The organism is Pseudomonas putida (assembly GCF_028682455.1).
Classification (GTDB): Bacteria; Pseudomonadota; Gammaproteobacteria; order Pseudomonadales; family Pseudomonadaceae; genus Aquipseudomonas; species Aquipseudomonas putida_AA.
On record NZ_JANHLD010000001.1, the window covers coordinates 25,954 to 44,884 of the forward strand.

Sequence of the window (18,931 nt, forward strand, 5' to 3'; positions counted from 1 at the left end):
GAACCTTGATCAATCAGTCTGGCACGCCGCTGGCGCTTCGTCAGCGCCGACGATGGTCGCAGTGGCAGAGCGTCGCAGGGGCTGGCCCTTTGGTCAGCCTTCGCTGGCGACCTGTTCTACCTGGCAGGGGCTGCTGCGCGCGCCCAGGTAATAGAACAACGCCGCCAGCAGCACCGCGCCGATCAACAGGTAGAAGGTGGCCACCGGCACCAGGTGGGCCAGGGCGAACCCGCAGATCACCGGGCCCAGGGCCGCGCCGAGGTTGGACAGGTTTTGCGCGCCGTAATACACCCCGCGCAGGTGTTCCGGGGCAATGCTGTCGATGAACATGTACTCGGCCGGGATCACGATGATCTCGCCTAGCGTGAAGACCAGCATCGCCAGGCACCAGACCAGCAGTGACTGGGCCAGGGAAAACCCCAGCAGCCCGACCACGAACAGCGCCATGCCGGCCATCAGCCAGGGGATCAGCCGACGGGCATTGATGCGCCGGCCGATGACGTACTGCAGGGCAATCACCGTCAGCGCGTTGGTGGCCACCAGGTAACTGATGTAGCGCGCCGCTTCGCTTGCGTTGCTGGTCACCACCAGGTACTGCGACAGATAGGCGGTGAACTGGCCGAACACCACCGCGCTCAGCGCACCGCCCAGGGTGAAGCAGATCAGCCGTCGATCCTTGAGCAACTGCCCGCCCACGCTGAGAAAACCGGCCTGCGGGCTGCCCTCGAGCTGCGCGCGCGCCGAGCGTTCGCCCCAGCGTCGGTACATCAGGCACATCGCCAGGCCCAGCAGGGCCGAGAGCAAAAAGGGCCAGTGGTAGTCGAACATCACCAGCGCCACCCCGATGAACGGCCCCACCGCATAGGCCACGTTGTTCAGGGTGTACTTGATCGCGAACACTTCGCCGCGTTGCTCCAGGGGCAGCAGTGCGCAGAACCCGGCCTTGGCGGCAATGGTGACCACCGCAAGGGCCAGGTTGATCAGCACCAGGCTGATGAAAAACAGACTCAACTCACGGCTGAGCACTGCACTGATGAACGCCAGGGTAAAGGTCAGGGTCGAGGCGATGATCACCGTGTAGCTGCGCAGGGTGTCGATCAGGTAGCCGCCGTACAGGCTCAGCAGTGACGCGACAATCAGCGCACCACCGATCATCAGGCCGATGCCGCTGACATCCAGGGCAAAATTTTCCGAGAGGTATACCACCAGGTAGGGCAGGGTGATCGCCCGCGCCAGGGTGAGGGTGAAGGTGGTCGCCAGCAACAGGCGAACCTGGGGTGTATAGCGTCTGATGGCGTCGAGCATTATCACGTCCTTGTTGGTATTGCGTGGAGCCGTCAGGGCGCAGGATACCTCGACGCAGATAGGTGTAACAGAGCGATCTATATCTATGAAATAGATAACAGATAGAGAAAATACCCGTTATATGGATATTCTTTTGAGGCATAACATGGGTCCTACCTCATCAGGGGACAGGAGAACCGACCATGACTTGCCTGCAACAACACGCGACTTCGCCCTTGCGCCCGTTGAGCCATCTGGCTCATCCGCGTGAAGTGATCCGCCAATTCACCCCCAACTGGTTCGCCGCCACCATGGGCACCGGGGTGCTCGCGCTGGCGCTGATGCAGGCAGGGGTGGAACGTCTGTACGGCCTGGCCGAGGCGCTGTGGTGGCTGACCATTGCCCTGTTCGTGCTGTTCAGCGTGCTGTACACCGCGCGTTGGGTGCTGTTTTTCGACGAAGCGCGGCGGATTTTCGCCCACTCCACCGTGTCGATGTTCTTCGGCACCATCCCCATGGGCCTGGCCACCATTCTCAACGGCGCCTTGCTGTTCGGTATCAACCGCTGGGGCGAGGGTATCGTGCCGTGGGTCGAGGCGTTGTGGTGGTTCGACGTAGGCCTGGCGCTGTTGTGTGGCGTGGCCATTCCCTACCTGATGTTCACCCGCCAGGAGCACAGCATTGACCAGATGACCGCCGTCTGGCTGCTGCCTGTGGTCGCCGCGGAGGTGGCGGCTGCCAGCGGTGGCCTGTTGGCACCGCACCTGGCCGATGCGCACAGCCAGTTCCTGGTGGTGATCACCAGCTATGTCATGTGGGCGGTGTCGCTGCCGGTGGCCTTCAGCATCCTGACCATCCTCATGCTGCGCATGGCCCTGCACAAGTTGCCCCACGCCAACATGGCCGCCTCGAGCTGGCTGGCATTGGGCCCGATCGGAACCGGGGCGTTGGGCATGCTGGTGCTGGGCGCCGATGCGCCGGCGGTGTTCGCTGCCAACGGCCTGGGTAGCCTGGGCGAGATCGCCCGTGGCCTGGGGCTGGTCGCCGGTATCGTGTTGTGGGGCGCCGGACTGTGGTGGTTGCTCACCGCCGTGCTGATCACCCTGCGCTACATCCGCCACGGCATGCCGTTCAACCTGGGCTGGTGGGGCTTTACCTTCCCGCTTGGGGTCTACACCCTGGCGACGCTCAAGCTGGGTGCCTGGCTGGGGCTGGCGTTCTTCCAGAACATGGGCCTGGTGCTGGTAGTGGCCCTGGCCGGCCTGTGGCTGCTGGTCGGCAGCCTGACCCTGCGCGGTGCCTGGCGGGGTGAGCTGTTCGTGTCGCCCTGTATCGCCGGGCTGAACAAGTAGATTGCATTTACCTGGGTGATTGTGGCTTTGTTCGGCCTGCGCGCCTCCAATGACAAAGCCCCACTCAGGTACACGGACGATGAGTCAAACCTCGCAATTCAGCCTACTTGGCAAGCGGCGATTTTTGCCCTTCTTTATTACCCAGTCGCTGGGTGCCTTCAACGACAACCTGTTCAAGCAGTCGTTGATCCTCGCCATTCTCTACAAGCTGGCGATCGACGGTGACCGCTCGATCTGGATCAACCTCTGCGCCTTGCTGTTTATCCTGCCGTTCTTCCTGTTTTCTGCCCTGGCCGGGCAGTTCGGCGAAAAGTACGCCAAGGATGCGCTGATCCGCCTGATCAAACTGGCGGAAATCGGCATCATGGCCATCGGCGCCATCGGCTTTCTGACCAACCACCTGAGCTTGATGCTGCTGGCGCTGTTCGCCATGGGGACGCATTCGGCGCTGTTCGGGCCGGTGAAGTACTCGATCCTGCCCCAGGCCTTGCACGAGCAGGAGCTGGTCGGTGGTAACGGCCTGGTGGAGATGGGCACGTTCCTGGCCATCCTGGCCGGTACCATTGGTGCCGGGATCATGATGTCCAGCACGCACTATGCGCCCGTGGTGGCGTGCGCCGTGGTGCTGGTGGCCACCCTGGGCTACCTGTCGAGCCGGTGGATTCCCCGGGCAAGTGCCGCCTCCCCGGACATGAAGCTGGACTGGAACATCTTCACCCAGTCATGGGCCACCCTGCGCCTGGGGCTGGGCCAGACCCCGGCGGTGTCGCGCTCGATTGTCGGCAACTCGTGGTTCTGGTTCGTAGGTGCGATCTACCTGACGCAGATCCCGGCCTATGCCAAGGACTGGCTGCACGGCGACGAGACCGTGGTCACCCTGGTGCTGACCCTGTTTTCGGTGGGGATCGCCCTGGGTTCGCTGTTGTGCGAGCGCTTGAGTGGGCACAAGGTGGAGATCGGCCTGGTGCCGTTCGGCTCCTTTGGCCTGACCCTGTTCGGTTTGCTGTGGTGGTGGCATTCGGGCGATGTGCAGGCGGCGGCAACGCCCCATGACTGGCTGGCCCTGCTGGGCATGAGCGAGGCCTGGTGGATCCTGCTGGCGATTGTTGGCCTGGGGATTTTCGGCGGCTTCTATATCGTGCCGCTGTATGCGTTGATCCAGTCGCGCACCGCGGTCAACGAGCGTTCGCGGGTGATCGCGGCCAACAACATTCTCAATGCGCTGTTCATGGTGGTGTCGGCCATTGTCACCATCGTGTTGTTGAGCCTGGCCGAGTTGACCATTCCCCAGCTGTTCCTGGTGGTGTCGTTGCTTAACATCGGCGTCAATGCCTACATCTTCAGGATCGTCCCCGAGTTCACCATGCGCTTCATGATCTGGCTGCTCAGCCATTTGATGTACCGGGTCGAGCATCGCGACCTGCAGCAGATTCCAGAGGAGGGCGCAGCGCTGCTGGTGTGCAACCACGTGTCGTTTGTCGATGCCTTGCTGATCGGCGGGGCGGTGCGCCGGCCCATCCGATTTGTCATGTACTACAAGATCTACCAGCTACCGGTGCTCAACTTTGTCTTCCGTACTGCTGGTGCAATTCCCATAGCCGGGCGCCATGAAGACCTCGAGACCTACGAACGGGCGTTCAAGCGCATTGCCGCTTGCCTGGCCGATGGCGAACTGGTGTGTATCTTCCCGGAAGGCAAGTTGACGTCCGATGGCGAGATCGACGAGTTCAAGGGCGGTGTGAGCCGGATCATCGAGCAGACGCCCGTGCCGGTGATTCCGCTGGCCTTGCAAGGCTTGTGGGGTAGCTTCTTCAGCCGCGATCCGGCAAAGGGCTTCTTTCGGCGCCTGTGGTCGAGGGTGACCCTGGTGGCCGGTGCAGCAGTCCCGGTGGAGGTAGCGCAGCCGGCACTGCTGCGAGAGCGCGTCAGCCAGTTGCGAGGCGAACTGCGCTGACGACCCAGGTCAAGGTCAGCTGGCGCTGACCTTGAGGCCGACCAGGCCGGCGACGATCAGGGCAACACTGAGCAGGCGCACCAGCGCCATGGACTCACCGAACAGGATGATGCCGGCGATCACGGTGCCGACGGCGCCCACACCGGTCCAGATGGCGTACGCGGTGCCCAGGGGCAGCTCCTTCATGGCCAGGCCCAGCAGGCCGAGGCTGATGGCCATGGCGGCGATAGTCAGGACCGTAGGCAGGGGGCGAGTGAAACCGTCGGTGTATTTTAGGCCGACGGCCCAGCCGACTTCGAACAGACCGGCGAAAAACAGAATGATCCAGGACATGGGGTAATCTTCATCAGTGGATGGGGGCCGTCCCTGCAGGAGCAGGCTTGCCCCGCGATAGCGACCTGACAACCAGCTCGAAATCGCGGGGCAAGCCCGCTCCTACCTGTTCCTCAGACCCCTTGTGGGATCTCTTCACCGCCCAGTGCTTCGAACAGCGCCGGGAGGAATTCGCCGAAGGTCAGCATCATCAGGGTGAAGCTGGCATCCAGTTGTCCCAGTGCCTCGTCGCCACCGTCTTCTTCGGCCTGATCCTGCAACAGCTCTTCAAAGCGCAGGCGCTTGATGACCATCTTGTTGTCGAGCACGAACGACAGTTTGTCTTGCCAGGCCAGGGACAGCTGGGTCACCACTTTGCCGGTCCCCAGGTGCAGCTGGATCTCGTCGCTGGTCAGGTCCTGGCGCTTGCAGCGGACGATACCGCCATCTTCGTGAGTGTCGCGCAGCTCGCACTCGTCCAGTACATAGAAGTCCGGGGCGGCTTGCTGGGTCTTCACCCAGTCGGTCATGGTGGCGCTTGGGGCGATCTTCACGGTGACCGGGCGTACCGGCAGCGAGCCCATGACTTCACGCAGGGTCGAGAGCAGGTCTTCGGCGCGCTTGGCGCTGGCCGAGTTGACCAGGATCAGGCCTTGCTTGGGGGCGATGGCAGCGAAGATCATCGAGCGACGAATAAAGGCACGCGGCAGGAAGGCCTGGATGATCTCGTCCTTGATCTGGTCGCGCTCCTTCTTATAGACCTTGCGCATCTGCTCGGCTTCGATCTCGTCGATCTTCTCCTTGACGGCATCGCGCACCACACTGCCCGGCAGGATGCGTTCTTCTTTACGTGCAGCGATCAGCAGGAAGTCACCGCTGACATGTACCAATGGAGCATCCTCGCCTTTGCCGAATGGCGCGACGAAACCGTAAGTGGTCAACTCCTGGCTGGCGCAAGGGCGCGCCGGCTTGCTGGCCAGAGCGGTTTCCAGTGCTTCGGGATCGAACGGGACATCCTGGGTCAGGCGATAGGTCAGCAGGTTTTTGAACCACATGGGGTGAATCTCTCCTCAACACATAAGGAGGGCATTATTCTCCGAGCAGGCGCTTCAGGCCAAGTCCGCTAAGTCTTTGGAACGCCTGAAAAATTTTTTTAAAAAAGTGCTTGCCAGAGTGTTCGGTGCTCCGTAGAATGCGCGCCACACCGAGACGAAGGGTGATTAGCTCAGCCGGGAGAGCATCTGCCTTACAAGCAGAGGGTCGGCGGTTCGATCCCGTCATCACCCACCACTTCTCAGTGTATCGCGCAGCGGTAGTTCAGTCGGTTAGAATACCGGCCTGTCACGCCGGGGGTCGCGGGTTCGAGTCCCGTCCGCTGCGCCATATTTAGCTTCCAGGGCCCACTGAACACCCGGAAGCCACAAAGAAAGCGACCTTAGGGTCGCTTTTTTTGTTTCTGCGATTCCAATCGCCACCCTGTCCGTGCCTCTGCATGGTGCGCGCCTCCCCAAGGCGGTGCGCCTTGCGCATTCAAATACGTTCAAAACCCCGCCATTGAAGGGCTGCGCGAGCTGGCGCGACCTTTGCTACTGCCTGGCTATCCGGCAATCAACGCAGATTGCCCCGTTCACGACAAAGGCGCCGTGTTGCCCTGGCTTGTTTCCACAAGCCGGGACAGCAGGGCGCCTTTTTGTTTGCGCAAGCAGGAGGTAGGCAGATGAGCAGCACCAGCGTGCGCAGCGTTTGCCCGTATTGTGGGGTGGGGTGTGGCATCGTCATGACGGTTGAAGGCAACCAGGTGACCAAAGTCAGTGGAGACAAGCAGCACCCGAGCAATTTTGGCCGGCTATGCACCAAGGGCCTGACGTCGCACCAGCCGCTGCGCGACTCGGGGCGCATGGAGCATGCCTATGTGCGGGAACTGCGCGAGCGTGATCCGGTGCAGACGGACGTCGATGCCGCCGTCGAGCAGGCCGCCCGGCGGCTGCGCGCGATCATCGACACGCACGGGCCCGACGCACTGGCGTTCTATGTCTCCGGGCAGATGTCGCTGGAGGCCCAATACCTGGTCAACAAACTGGCCAAGGGGTTTGTGCGCAGCCGGCACATCGAGTCGAACTCGCGCCTGTGCATGGCCAGCGCCAGCAGCGGCTACAAGTTGTCGCTGGGCGCCGATGGCCCGCCGGGCAGCTACCAGGATTTCGACCGCGCCGAGGTGTTCCTGGTGATCGGCGCGAACATGGCCGATTGTCACCCGATCCTGTTCCTGCGCCTGCTTGACCGGCTCAAGGCCGCAGCTCGACTGATCGTCGTCGACCCACGGCGCAGCGCCACCGCCGACAAGGCCGACCTGTTCCTGCAGATCAAGCCCGGTACCGACCTGGCCTTGCTCAATGGCCTGCTGTATTTGCTGCATAACAATGGCCAAACCGACGCCGAGTTCATTGCCCGCTACACCGAAGGCTGGGAAGCGATGCCGGCCTTTCTCGACGATTACACCCCCGAGCGGGTCGCCGCCATCACCGGCCTTGCCGAGGACGACATCCGCAAGGCCGCCCAGTGGATCGGCCAGGCCCCTGAGTGGATGAGCTGCTGGACCATGGGCCTGAACCAGAGCATCCACGGCACCTGGCAAACCAATGCGTTGTGCAACCTGCACCTGGCCACCGGGGCCATCTGTCGGCCGGGCAGCGGCCCCTTTTCGCTGACCGGCCAGCCCAACGCCATGGGTGGACGCGAGATGGGCTACATGGGCCCGGGCCTGCCCGGGCAGCGCTCAGCCCTGGTTGATGCTGACCGCGCCTTTGTCGAGCAGCTGTGGAACATCCCGCCAGGCAGTCTGCGGGTTGAAGCCGGTGACGGTACGGTGGCGCTGTTCGAGAGCATGGCGACGGGGTCGATCAAGGCCTGCTGGATCATCTGCAGCAACCCGGTGGCCAGCGTCGCCAATCGCCAGCAGGTGATCGACGGCTTGCAGGCGGCAGAGCTGGTGATCACCCAGGATGCCTTCATCGACACCGAAACCAACCGCTATGCAGATATTCTTCTGCCCGCCGCCCTCTGGGCCGAGGGCGAAGGGGTAATGGTCAATTCCGAACGCAATCTGACCTTGATGAGCAAGGCTGTCGAGCCCCCGGGCCAGAGCCTGCCCGACTGGCAACTGATCGCCCGCATCGCCTGTGCGATGGGCTATGCCGACGCCTTCAGCTACGCCAGTGCGGAAGCGGTGTTCGACGAAATCCGCCAGGCCTGGAACCCGGCTACCGGCTATGACCTGCGCGGTGCCAGCTACCCCAGCTTGCGCGTAGCACCGCAGCAGTGGCCGTGCGAACCGCAGCGCGAGAGCTCGCGCAGCCCGCTGCGCTACCGCAACGACGGCGTGAGCCAGCTGCTGTTGCGCGACGAGCAGGGCCAGGTGCCCGCCATTGCCTTCGCCACGGCCAGCGGCAGGGCACGGTTTTTCGCCCGGCCGTATTTGCCGCCCGCCGAGTTGCCCAGTGAGACGTTTCCGCTGGTGCTCAATACCGGACGGGTCCAGCACCAGTGGCACACCCTGACCAAGACCGGCAAGGTCGCGGCCCTGAACAAACTCGATCCCGGGCCCTTCGTGGAGATTCACCCCGAAGATGCCGCGCAATTGGGCATCAGCGAAAAAGACCAGGTGCAGGTGCGTTCCCGACGCGGGCAGGCGGTGCTGCCTGCGCGAATCACCACCCGTGTACTGCCCGGCAACTGCTTTGCGCCGTTTCATTGGAACGATGCCTTCGGCGACCACCTGGCGGTCAACGCGGTGACCAGCGATGCCGTCGACCCGCTGTCGCTGCAACCGGCCTACAAGTATTGCGCGGTAACCTTGAGCCGGGTTGCGGGCGAGCGCATCGAGGCTGTGCAGGTTGCGCCGGTGACCTCGGTCCGCGACCAGCACCTGTTGCTCTGGGCATCGCAGACTGGCAATGGCCAGGCGCTTGCCGAGCGCTGCGCCGAGCATTTGCGCCAGGTCGGGCTGCCGGTGCAGCTCAGCTGCATGGAAGATGTGCAACTGGAGCAACTGGACAGCCCCGCCAGCCTGCTGCTGATCGCCAGCACCTTTGGCGATGGCGATGCTCCGGACAGTGGCACGGCGTTCTGGCAAGGCCTGCATGGCGAGCATTCCCGGCGTTGTGCAGGCCTGCCCTATGCCGTGCTGGCCCTGGGAGATTCCAGCTACGAGCAGTTCTGCGGCTTCGGTCGCAAGCTCGACCAGCGCTTGCAGGACCTGGGTGGCCAGCGTCTGCTGGAGCGGGTGGATTGCGAAGGCGATCCGCTGGAGCCTGCCGGGCAATGGTTGCAGGCGTTGCTCGTCAAGTTCGGTCACCAGGGCTCGGCGTCCGTTGCCAGCCTGGCGTCGGCCGAAACATCGGGTTTCAGCAAGCAGCGACCCTTGCCGGCCCGGTTGCTGGGCAATCAGTTGCTCAACAGCCCGGGTGCCAACAAAGAAACCCGGCAAGTGGTGTTCGATCTGGCGGACAGCGGTTTCAGCTACCAGGCCGGCGATGCCTTGGGGGTGTGGCCGCGCAACTGCCCGGAGCTGGTAGAGGAGCTGCTGGCAGCCAGCGGCCTGGACGGCAATCGCAGTGTCAGCCTCAAGGGGCACCGCGAAATGCCGTTGTTCGAAGCATTGAGCGACCACCTGGAAATCACTCGTATCACGCCAGCGATACTGGAGGCCGTTGCTCATCACGGTGACAACGCACAGGTGCAGTCGTTGCTGGCGGTGCAGAACAAGGCAGCGCTCAAGAACTGGCTGTGGGGCAGGCAACTGGTCGATCTGCTTCAGGCGTACCCCGTGCGCCTTGACCTCGACACCTGGCTCGGCCTGCTCAAGCCGTTGCAACCGCGGCTCTACTCGATCAGTTCGAGCCCAGGGTTTCATCCCGGGCAGGTTCACTTGACGATGTCCACGGTCCGCTACGGCCAGCGCAAAGGCGTGTGTTCGACCTACCTGGCCGACCGTGTCGGGCAAGGCAATGCCCGGATCTTTACCCAGCCGACGCAACACTTTCTTCTGCCTGCCGACCACCACGCTCCGGTGATCATGGTAGGGCCCGGCACGGGTGTCGCGCCGTTTCGCGCCTTCCTTCAGGAGCGCCAGGTCCAGGGCGCCACGGGGCGCAACTGGTTGTTCTTTGGCGAGCAGAAGGCGGCCACCGACTTCTACTACCGCGACGAACTGTTGGCCTGGCAACGCGACGGCCATCTCACGCGCCTGGATACCGCTTTCTCCCGGGATCAGGCGGCGAAGATCTATGTACAGCAACGCATGATCGAGCAAGGCGCCGAACTGTGGCGCTGGCTGGAGGAGGGCGGCCACTTCTATGTGTGTGGCGATGCCGAGCGCATGGCCAAGGATGTCGACGCGGCGCTCAAGCAGGTGGTCCGCGAACACGGTGCGCTGAGTGCGGATCAAGCCGATGCCTACGTCAGCGAACTGAGCCGCAACAAGCGCTACCTGCGCGACGTGTATTGAGTGCCCCATTAGGGGGAGCGCTGCACCAGCCTGGTTCGCCAACGGCGCCCGGTTGAGCGGCCAAAGCCCGGGGTTTCGGGGCTTGCGACTGTTGGCACGCTCCCTGCTTTTATCGAAATACAACGTTCTGCGGGTCAATGGCGATCTGCACCGGAACTACAAAAAACGACCAGGCAAAGGCGCCTGGAGCTTCGGCTCCAGGCGCCTTTTTTTTGTTTTTCGGGGCTCGCCCCGGCAGCACAGCCACCGTGAATGGCCTTGAGTGAGGATCGGGTATGAATGCAGCAACGACCATCGCCGTGCGGGAGCAACTGATCATCGTCGGCAACGGCATGGTGGGGCACCACTGCGTCGAGCAACTGATCGAGCGAGGGGCCTTGGGCCGCTTCGAGGTGCGGGTGTTCGGTGAGGAACGCCAGCGGGCGTACGACCGGGTACACCTGTCGGAGTATTTCAGCGGCAGCGATGCCGAGACCCTGGCCCTGGGCGCAGCGGACGTGTACGCCAAAAACGGCATTCGCCTGCACCTGGACGAGGCCGTGGTAGCGATTGATCGCGAGCGCCGTGAAGTGCTTACCCCGCTTGGCCGCTATGCCTATGACCAGTTGATCCTGGCCACCGGTTCCTATCCCTTCGTGCCGCCCATTGACGGATGCGACGGTGCTTCGCGCCTGGTGTACCGCACCCTGGACGATCTCGATGCCATTCGCGCGGCGGCCACCGATGCCCGGCGCGGTGTGGTGGTCGGTGGCGGGCTGCTGGGCCTGGAGGCGGCCAACGCCCTCAAGTCCCTGGGGCTGGAAGCCCATGTGGTGGAGTTTGCCCCGCGCCTGATGCCGGTACAGCTCGACGCCGAAGGCGGCGCGGCCCTGCGAGCGCAGATTGAGGCGCTGGGTGTGGGCGTGCACCTGTCGCGGGCGACCCAGTCGGTGGTTGCCGGCGCAGACTACCGCTATCGGATGAACTTCGATGGTGGTGATTACCTCGAGACCGACCTGATCGTGTTTTCCGCCGGTATTCGCCCCCAGGACGCCCTAGGCCGCAGCAGTGGCCTACAGATCGCCGCCCGGGGAGGCGTGGTCATCGACAGCGGCTGTCGCACCAGCGACGCGCAGATCTTCGCCATTGGTGAATGCGCCTCGTGGAATGGCAGCGTGTTCGGCCTGGTCGCGCCTGGCTACACCATGGCGCGCAACGTGGCGGCGGCACTGGCCGGTGACGAGGCCGCCAGCTTCACCGGTGCCGACATGTCGACCAAGCTCAAGTTGCTGGGCGTCGATGTCGGCTCCATCGGTGACGCCCATGGCGCGACACCCGGGTCGCGCAGCTATCGCTTTATCGACGAAGCCAACTCGGCCTACCGTCGCCTGGTGGTCGATGCCAGCGGCAAGCGGGTGCTGGGCGCGGTGCTGGTTGGCGACAACAGCTACTACGACACGCTGCTGCAGTACGCACAAAACGCCATTGCATTGCCTGCCGATCCGTCTGCCCTGATTCTGCCGCAATCGAGCGGTGCGCCAACCCTGGGCGCCGATGCCTTGCCCGACAGCGCAACTATCTGTTCTTGCCACAACGTCAGCAAGGGGGCGATCTGCAGCGCCATCGACAACGGCTGCGGCGAGCTGGGCGCGCTCAAGCAACAGACCAAGGCCTGCACCGGTTGTGGCGGTTGCGCGGCGCTGCTCAAGCAGGTGTTCGAGCATGAGTTGATCGCCCGCGGTGTCAGCGTCGACAAGAGCCTGTGCGAGCATTTTGCCTACACGCGCCAGGAGCTCTACGCCCTGGTGCGTGTCGAAGGCATCCTGAGCTTCGATGAAATGCTCGCCAAACATGGTCGCGGTCACGTCGGCTGCGACATCTGCAAGCCCACGGTCGGCTCGATCCTGGCCTCCTGCTGGAACCAGCCGATCATGGACCCGTCGCTGGTGCCCCTGCAGGACACCAACGACACCTTCATGGCCAACATGCAGAAGAACGGCACCTATTCGGTGGTACCACGTATCCCGGGTGGCGAAATCACCCCCGACAAGCTCATCGTCATCGGCCAGGTGGCCAAGAAGTACGACCTCTACACCAAGATCACCGGCGGCCAGCGCATCGACCTGTTCGGCGCCCAGCTCCACGAGTTGCCGGCCATCTGGGGCGAGCTGATCGAAGCCGGCTTCGAGACCGGCCATGCCTATGGAAAGTCCACGCGCACGGTCAAATCCTGCGTCGGCAGTACCTGGTGCCGCTATGGGGTGCAGGACAGTGTGCAGATGGCCCTGACCCTGGAAGACCGCTACAAGGGCCTGCGCTCGCCACACAAGCTCAAATTCGCGGTGTCGGGCTGTACCCGTGAATGTGCCGAGGCGCAGAGCAAGGACATCGGTGTGATCGCCACCGAGAAGGGTTGGAACCTGTATGTGTGCGGCAACGGCGGCATGCGCCCGCGGCATGCCGAATTGTTCGCTACCGACCTCGACGATGCGGCGCTGATCCGGACCATCGACCGGGTTCTGATGTTCTACATCCGCACCGCCGACAAACTGCAGCGCACCTCGGTGTGGCGCGAGAGCCTTGAAGGCGGGCTGGACTACCTCAAGCAGGTCATCCTCGACGACAGCCTGGGCCTTGGCGCCGAGCTGGAAGCGCAGATGCAGCTGGTGGTCGACCGTTACGAGTGCGAATGGGCCAATGCCCTGAAGGACCCTGAAAAGCTCAAGCGCTTCCGGACCTTCGTCAACGACCAGCGCCCGGACCCCGGTGTGCATTTTGTTCGCGAGCGTGGCCAGCGCCGTCCCATCGGCGCCGCTGAACTTCATTTGATCCCGACCACTGAAGAGGTGTTGTGATGAGCCTGTCCAATGCGGCTGTAAACCTGCAAACCCGACACTGGCATGCGGTCTGTAGCCGTGATGACCTGGTGGCGCAATCGGGCGTGGTGGTGTGGTTCGAGGGGCGGCAGGTGGCGTTGTTCTACCTGCCGGAGCAGAGCACGCCGGTGTATGCCGTTGATAACGTCGACCCCAAGTCGGGTGCCAATGTGATCGGTCGCGGACTGGTAGGGCACCTCAAGGGCGAACTGGTGGTGGCGGCGCCGTTGTACAAGCAGCACTTCTGCCTGAGCGATGGCCGCTGCCTGGAGGATGCGCAACAGGCGTTGCAGGTGTGGCCGGTGCGGTTGCGCGGTGAGCAGGTCGAGATTGGTCTGGGTTGACGCTTTTCGCGGGGCAAGCCCGCTCCTGCGGCACCCGTAGGAGCGGGCTTGCCCCGCGAAAGAACGGCCCGATACACTCCGCGGATGAACCTCGACACCCGCATCAAATTCCGCCACCTCCTGTGCTTTCTGGAAATCGCCCGCCAGGGCAGTTTCGCCAAGGCCGCCGATGCCATGGCGATCAGTCAGCCGGCCATCTCCAAGACCCTCAAGGAGCTTGAAGACCTGTTGCAGACACGCCTGTTCGAGCGCGGCAAGCAAGGTGTCGAACTGACCCCGGCCGGGGTGCGTTTCATGCGCTATGCCGGGCCCAGCGTGCAGGCCCTGCGTGAGGGCGTGAGTACCTTGCGCGGTGAGGAACATTCCCCGCCGCAGGTGCGAGTCGGTGTGCTGTCGACGGTAGAAAGCCTGCTGATGCCCGAGGTGCTCTGTCGCCTGCACCAGCGCCATGACGCACTGGTGGTCAGCGTGGCCACCGGCCCCAGCGCGCACTTGCTGGGGCAACTGCATGTGGGTGAACTCGACCTGGTGATCGGGCGCATGACCGACAGTCCACAGATCCAGGGCCTGCTGTTCGAGCACCTGTACAGCGAGTCGATGTCGCTGGTGGTGCGTCCGGGTCATCCGCTGCTGGCCCGCCAGCCGATCGAACGCAACCAGGTGGGCCGTTATCCTTTGGTGCTGCCCCTGGCCGGTACCACCATCCGCAAGCACGCCGACAGCCTGTTTGTGCAGTGCGCCATCGAGCAGCCGCTGCAGCGTCTGGAAACCCTTTCCCCGGCCCTGAGCCGGCGTTATGTGCAAGGCAGCGATGCCGTGTGGGTAGCGCCGCGCGATGCGGTACGGGTCGACCTGGGGCGGGGCGAGTTGTGCGAGCTGGACCTGGGAGTGAAGGAACCCGGGGGCTCGGTGGGTATCTGCAGCAACGCCGCCTTGCCGCTGAGTCTGCCGGCCCGCTGGTTGTGCGAAGTGCTGCGGGAAGTGGCCGCGCAATACCGCGATGGCAGCTACCCCTGAAATGTTGTCCTTATTACAAACTGCTACAAAAACTGCGCGCAAATTTGCTCAAGCGTCATGTCCCGTCAATACTGGCCACTGGCTGCAGCTTTACATGAAGAAGGATTTAACTGGCTGAACTTATCCGGCTTTTGTTGCTCTCATGCCGGTAGCCATTGGTCGTGGCCGCCTGATAAGCTCGCGGCTTTACTCGATTGCCCTATTGGCGCATGAACAAGGAAATAGCATGAAACAGCATCGGTTGGCGGCTGCGGTTGCCCTGGTTGGTCTGGTCCTGGCGGGTTGCGATTCGCAGACCAGCGTCGAGCTCAAGACTCCGGCACAGAAAGCCTCCTACGGTATTGGCCTGAACATGGGCAAGAGCCTGGCTCAGGAAGGCATGGACGACCTTGATTCGAAAGCAGTAGCTCAAGGCATCGAAGATGCTGTGGGCAACAAGGAACAGAAGATCAAGGATGAGGAGCTGGTCGAAGCCTTTGCTGCCTTGCAAAAGCGCGCTGAAGAGCGTCTGGTCAAGATGAGCGAAGAGTCGGCGGCCGCTGGCAAGAAATTCCTTGAAGAAAACGGCAAGAAGACTGGTGTCGTCACCACCGCTTCCGGCCTGCAGTACGAAGTGATCAAGAAGGCCGACGGCGCCCAGCCGAAGCCGACTGACGTGGTTACCGTCCACTACGAAGGCAAGCTGATCGATGGCAAGGTGTTCGACAGCTCCGTCGAGCGTGGCAGCCCGATCGACCTGCCGGTCAGCGGCGTGATCCCGGGTTGGGTCGAAGGCCTGCAACTGATGCACGTTGGCGAGAAGTACAAGCTGTTCATCCCGGCTGACCTCGCTTACGGCGCCCAGAGCCCAAGCCCGATGATCCCGGCCAACTCGGTCCTGGTTTTCGAACTGGAACTGCTGGGCATCAAGGATCAGGCCAAGCCTGAAGCCGACGCCGCAGCCGAGTAAGCTGCCGCGGTACCGACAACGCCCCGTCTCGACGGGGCGTTGTCGTTTGTGGTGATTGCATCGAACCCTGGCAGTACACCAGGGTCTGAAATGCTGCAACGAATGGAGAAAAGGCGCACGATGGGCAAAACGTTTGCGCCATTGAAACAGGTGTGTAAAAAACGCCCGATTTGAGCCCGGCCCTTGCCTGGCGGGCGCCTCGAGGTGCAAATCTCGCTCTGTTCACAAGGTTATCCACAATAATTGTGGATAACCTTTCCCTGGCTGGTCCCTGGAGGCCGTATGAAAGCACCGTGGAATTTCGCCCGCTTTCTGCCCCTGGCCGAGCGCCTGCTCAGCCGTGGCCGTCTGCCGGCACTGATTTTTGCCGTGGCGCGCAAAGGTCCGCGGCTTGGCAAACTGCGCGAGGACGTGCGCCTGATGCAGGCCCTGTGCCTGGCCTGGTGGCGTGGCGAGTACCGCGCGATCAGCCCCAAGGCCCTGATTACCGTAGTGGCCGGGCTGTTGTATTTCGTCAGCCCCCTGGACGCGATTCCCGACTGGCTGCTGGGCGTGGGCTTTCTCGATGACATCGCTGTACTGGCCTGGGTGATGAAGGCCGTCTCCGATGAACTGGCCGCCTTCAACGCCTGGCGCACGCGGCAGTCGCCGGAAAAGCTGCGGGTGGTCGAACGCCTGCCAGATACGGCCGAATCCCTGCGTCTTGAACAGGAAAAGCACTGATCACGACGCGCTCCCCTGCACACCCTTGTGGCTGGTAATATAATTGGCATAAGGGTTATGCCTACGGATTACATGTCGTAGTCCTACAAGGGGGTTGTAATGAGTATTCAGGTCATCAGCCGAGACGGTCAACCCGAGTACGCGGTTGTACCCTGGGAGCAATACCAGGCACTGCTCAAGGCGGCCGGCCAGGCCGAGCAGGTTGCCGTCGAGCACGCAGATTCCACCCCTGCACACAGCGCCAGCTTGCCGAGTTTCAGCGAGCTGGCGCGTTTGCGTGAAGGCAAGGGCCTGGCGCCGGAGCAATTGGCGCGCAGCGTCGGTATCAGCCCGGTGTATCTGGCCCTGATCGAGAGCGGTGAACGCCAGCCGGATGCCGCCATTCGCCGCAGCCTGGCCTGGGAGCTGGGGGTGGCCGGATGGAGCGAGCCGTCGTGAGCAGCGTACGTATCAGTCGCCAACACTGGGATGGCCTGCTTGGCGAGCTGGACCTGGCCCGTCGTCAACGGCACTTGTTGACCTACCGCGCCTTGCTCGAACGCCTGCAACTACCAAGCCCCGCGATGCAGACACTCACCGCCGCCCTTGAGCACCTGGCGGCGCTGGATGCCCGCGCCGAGCAACCCTTGCGCAGTTCGCTGGTGATCAGTCAGGGGGCGAGCCGTTTGCCGCGCACCGGTTTCTTTGAGTGCGTAGAGCGTCTGGGGCGCTTCTCGGGGCCTTCCGACGGCATGGCTGCCGCGTCCTGGCACGCTTCCGAAGTGGTCCGGGTGTTCGAGTACAGCTACCCCGAGGAAGCCTGAGCGCCAGGGGCGGTATCGATCCGGTAGACACTGTGCCCGGACAGGTCCTTGGCCTGGTGCTTGGCCTGCGAGGCCAGCTCGGCCAGTTGCCCGGCATCCAGGTCGGCGCAGGCTTGCGGGTGCAGTTGCACCACGCCAATCGACAACGACAGTAGCGCGAACTCCTGACGCTGGCCCTGGCGGTTGGGGGCAATGAAGCAGCCCGCCTGCAAGTGCTCGGCTCGGTAGAAGCGCCGACACTGTTTCTGAAAGTCTTCCAGCAGCAACTGCAGCCGGCGCTCCCAGTCGGCGGAGCCCAGCACCAGCATGAAATCATCGCCGCCAATGTGGCCGACGAAATCGTGGTTGGGGTCGACGCGCTCGTTCAGGCATTGGGCCAGGCACAGCAGCACTTCATCGCCACGGGCGTAGCCGTAGATGTCGTTGAACGGCTTGAAACTGTCGATATCCACATAGCAGATCGCCGCCTCGCGCTGCTGCTGCAACAGGCGGGTCAGGCACTGCTGGATCGGCACGTTGCCGGGCAGCAGGGTCAGGGGGTTGGCATAGCGCGCCTGCTGGATCTTCTGTTCGGTGATCAACTTGAGTACATCGATGACCCGGCCCAGGCCCAGGTAGCGGCCATTGTGGGTGATGATGAAATCTTCTTCGATCCGCTGGCGGGCGCGACTGGTCAGCAGGCGACTGACCTTCTGCAGCGACTGGACCAGCTCCACGGCGAGGAAATCATCGCTCATCAAGCGACTGATCGGCTTGCGTGCGAACAGGTCGGTGGCAAACGGCTTGAGCAGTGCATCGGACAACGAATGGCGATGGACGATACCGCAGGGCTGGCGACGCTCGTTGAGCACTGCCAGCGAGTTGAGATTGGCCTGGCGCCGGAACAGCTCCAGCACTTGCGCCGTGGGCGTACCTTGCGCCACCGCCGGTTGCTCATTGAGCAGCGCGGCCAGGTTACCGCAGTCGTCGTTCGGCACCTGCACGTCACGGCGCGAGCTGCCCAGCATCTGCTGGATGTCCCGTGACGCCTGCTCCTGGGGGCGGCCGAGCAGGTAGCCCTGGACCAGGTCGACGCCCATGTCGGTCAGTACCTGCAGCTCCTCGGCAAGCTCGATGCCTTCGGCGATCACCTGGGCCCGCGAGGCGCGGGCAATCTGCAGGATGGAGCCGACAAACTCGCGCTTGACCGCATCCTGGTGGATGCCGTCGATGAAGTGGCGGTCGATCTTGACGTAGTCCGGACGCAGCTCCGACCAGAGGCGCAGGCTAGAGTAACCTGCGCCCAGGTCATCCAGGGCAATGGAGAATCCCATGTCGCGATAGTGGTGCAGGGCATTGAACAGCAGCTGGAAGTCGTCGGTGGGGGTCTGTTCGGTCAGCTCGATCACCACCCTGCTGGGCGAAAGCCCGAGGTCGTGGAGCATTTTCAGCGTGCGCCCGGACTGATACTGAGGCTCCAGCAGCGACTCGGGAGAGACGTTGAGAAACAGCTTGCCTTCCAGTTGCTGCTGGCTGAAGCGTCGGCAGGCGCTTTCCCGACAGGCCACTTCCAGCTCGGTCAGGCGGCCGGCCTGGCGGGCGACGGCAAACAGGTTGATCGGCGAGTGCAAGGGGCTGTTGGAGGGACCGCGGCTCAAGGCCTCGTAGCCGAGGATACGCCGCTGCGACAGGCAGACAATGGGCTGGAACAGGCTGTGCAAGCCGCTTTGAGCAAGAATGGTGCTCAACGCGCTGAGCTGTTCGGTCACGGTCATGGCAGCACTACCTTGAAAAAAAGGGACTGGAGCCAACGGCTTCAGTCCCTTTATTTCACGACAGATTCGTGACTATTT

14 protein-coding genes and 2 tRNA genes are annotated in these 18,931 nt (G+C 63.0%); 12 read left to right on the plus strand and 4 right to left on the minus strand.

Going from position 1 to position 18,931, the window contains the following annotated elements; translation table 11 throughout:
• Nucleotides 1–93: 93 nt before the first annotated feature.
• On the minus strand, nucleotides 94–1,305 hold the full coding sequence (locus NPS58_RS00140) for an MFS transporter (RefSeq protein ID WP_274112553.1): 1,212 nt from the start codon (nucleotides 1,303–1,305) through the stop codon (nucleotides 94–96).
• A 182-nt stretch (nucleotides 1,306–1,487) separates the two neighbouring features.
• On the opposite strand from NPS58_RS00140, the gene NPS58_RS00145 reads away from it, so the two are divergent.
• Nucleotides 1,488–2,636 carry a TDT family transporter gene (locus NPS58_RS00145; RefSeq protein WP_274112555.1) on the plus strand — a complete coding sequence of 383 codons (1,149 nt, stop codon included), beginning with the start codon at nucleotides 1,488–1,490 and terminating at the stop codon, nucleotides 2,634–2,636.
• Between the two features lie 79 nt (nucleotides 2,637–2,715).
• The gene (locus tag NPS58_RS00150) at nucleotides 2,716–4,590 is read left to right on the plus strand and encodes an MFS transporter (RefSeq protein WP_274112557.1); all 1,875 of its coding nucleotides are present in this window, start codon (nucleotides 2,716–2,718) and stop codon (nucleotides 4,588–4,590) included.
• Between the two features lie 15 nt (nucleotides 4,591–4,605).
• On the opposite strand, the gene sugE is transcribed toward NPS58_RS00150, so the two are convergent.
• Together sugE and rdgC are read right to left on the minus strand one after the other, a co-directional pair.
• On the minus strand, nucleotides 4,606–4,923 hold the full coding sequence (sugE, locus tag NPS58_RS00155) for a quaternary ammonium compound efflux SMR transporter SugE (RefSeq protein WP_274112559.1): 318 nt from the start codon (nucleotides 4,921–4,923) through the stop codon (nucleotides 4,606–4,608).
• A 113-nt stretch (nucleotides 4,924–5,036) separates the two neighbouring features.
• Entirely contained in the window at nucleotides 5,037–5,957 is a 921-nt protein-coding gene (rdgC, locus tag NPS58_RS00160; RefSeq protein ID WP_274112561.1) for a recombination-associated protein RdgC, read from the minus strand.
• Between the two features lie 159 nt (nucleotides 5,958–6,116).
• Here rdgC and NPS58_RS00165 point away from each other — a divergent pair.
• From NPS58_RS00165 to NPS58_RS00210, 10 genes are all read left to right on the plus strand, one after another.
• Nucleotides 6,117–6,192 (plus strand) — tRNA-Val (locus tag NPS58_RS00165).
• Nucleotides 6,193–6,208: 16 nt separating this feature from the next.
• Nucleotides 6,209–6,285: transfer RNA gene (locus NPS58_RS00170), tRNA-Asp, on the plus strand.
• A 334-nt stretch (nucleotides 6,286–6,619) separates the two neighbouring features.
• The gene (locus NPS58_RS00175; protein WP_274112563.1) at nucleotides 6,620–10,408 is read left to right on the plus strand and encodes a bifunctional nitrate reductase/sulfite reductase flavoprotein subunit alpha; all 3,789 of its coding nucleotides are present in this window, start codon (nucleotides 6,620–6,622) and stop codon (nucleotides 10,406–10,408) included.
• Between the two features lie 275 nt (nucleotides 10,409–10,683).
• Complete coding sequence (gene nirB / locus NPS58_RS00180; RefSeq protein WP_274112565.1) at nucleotides 10,684–13,242, plus strand: nitrite reductase large subunit NirB; 2,559 nt, start codon at nucleotides 10,684–10,686, stop codon at nucleotides 13,240–13,242.
• Entirely contained in the window at nucleotides 13,242–13,607 is a 366-nt protein-coding gene (gene nirD / locus NPS58_RS00185; protein WP_274112567.1) for a nitrite reductase small subunit NirD, read from the plus strand. Before nirB ends, nirD begins: the two co-directional genes overlap by 1 nt.
• An 84-nt stretch (nucleotides 13,608–13,691) precedes the next feature.
• Nucleotides 13,692–14,624 carry a pca operon transcription factor PcaQ gene (gene pcaQ / locus NPS58_RS00190; RefSeq protein ID WP_274112569.1) on the plus strand — a complete coding sequence of 311 codons (933 nt, stop codon included), beginning with the start codon at nucleotides 13,692–13,694 and terminating at the stop codon, nucleotides 14,622–14,624.
• Nucleotides 14,625–14,850: 226 nt separating this feature from the next.
• Nucleotides 14,851–15,573: an FKBP-type peptidyl-prolyl cis-trans isomerase gene (locus NPS58_RS00195; protein WP_274112571.1), complete on the plus strand. Its 723-nt coding sequence runs from the start codon at nucleotides 14,851–14,853 to the stop codon at nucleotides 15,571–15,573.
• A gap of 282 nt (nucleotides 15,574–15,855) precedes the next feature.
• On the plus strand, nucleotides 15,856–16,296 hold the full coding sequence (locus tag NPS58_RS00200) for a YkvA family protein (RefSeq protein ID WP_274112573.1): 441 nt from the start codon (nucleotides 15,856–15,858) through the stop codon (nucleotides 16,294–16,296).
• A 99-nt stretch (nucleotides 16,297–16,395) separates the two neighbouring features.
• On the plus strand, nucleotides 16,396–16,734 hold the full coding sequence (locus NPS58_RS00205; RefSeq protein WP_274112575.1) for a helix-turn-helix domain-containing protein: 339 nt from the start codon (nucleotides 16,396–16,398) through the stop codon (nucleotides 16,732–16,734).
• A complete protein-coding gene (locus NPS58_RS00210) occupies nucleotides 16,716–17,099 on the plus strand; it encodes a hypothetical protein (RefSeq protein ID WP_274112576.1) in 384 nt (127 codons plus the stop codon). The genes NPS58_RS00205 and NPS58_RS00210 overlap by 19 nt, the downstream gene beginning before the upstream one ends.
• Here NPS58_RS00210 and NPS58_RS00215 read toward each other — a convergent pair.
• Nucleotides 17,081–18,853, minus strand: a complete 1,773-nt coding sequence (locus NPS58_RS00215; protein WP_274112578.1) for a bifunctional diguanylate cyclase/phosphodiesterase — start codon at nucleotides 18,851–18,853, stop codon at nucleotides 17,081–17,083. The two genes, NPS58_RS00210 and NPS58_RS00215, sit on opposite strands and share 19 nt — an antisense overlap.
• Nucleotides 18,854–18,931 lie beyond the last annotated feature (78 nt).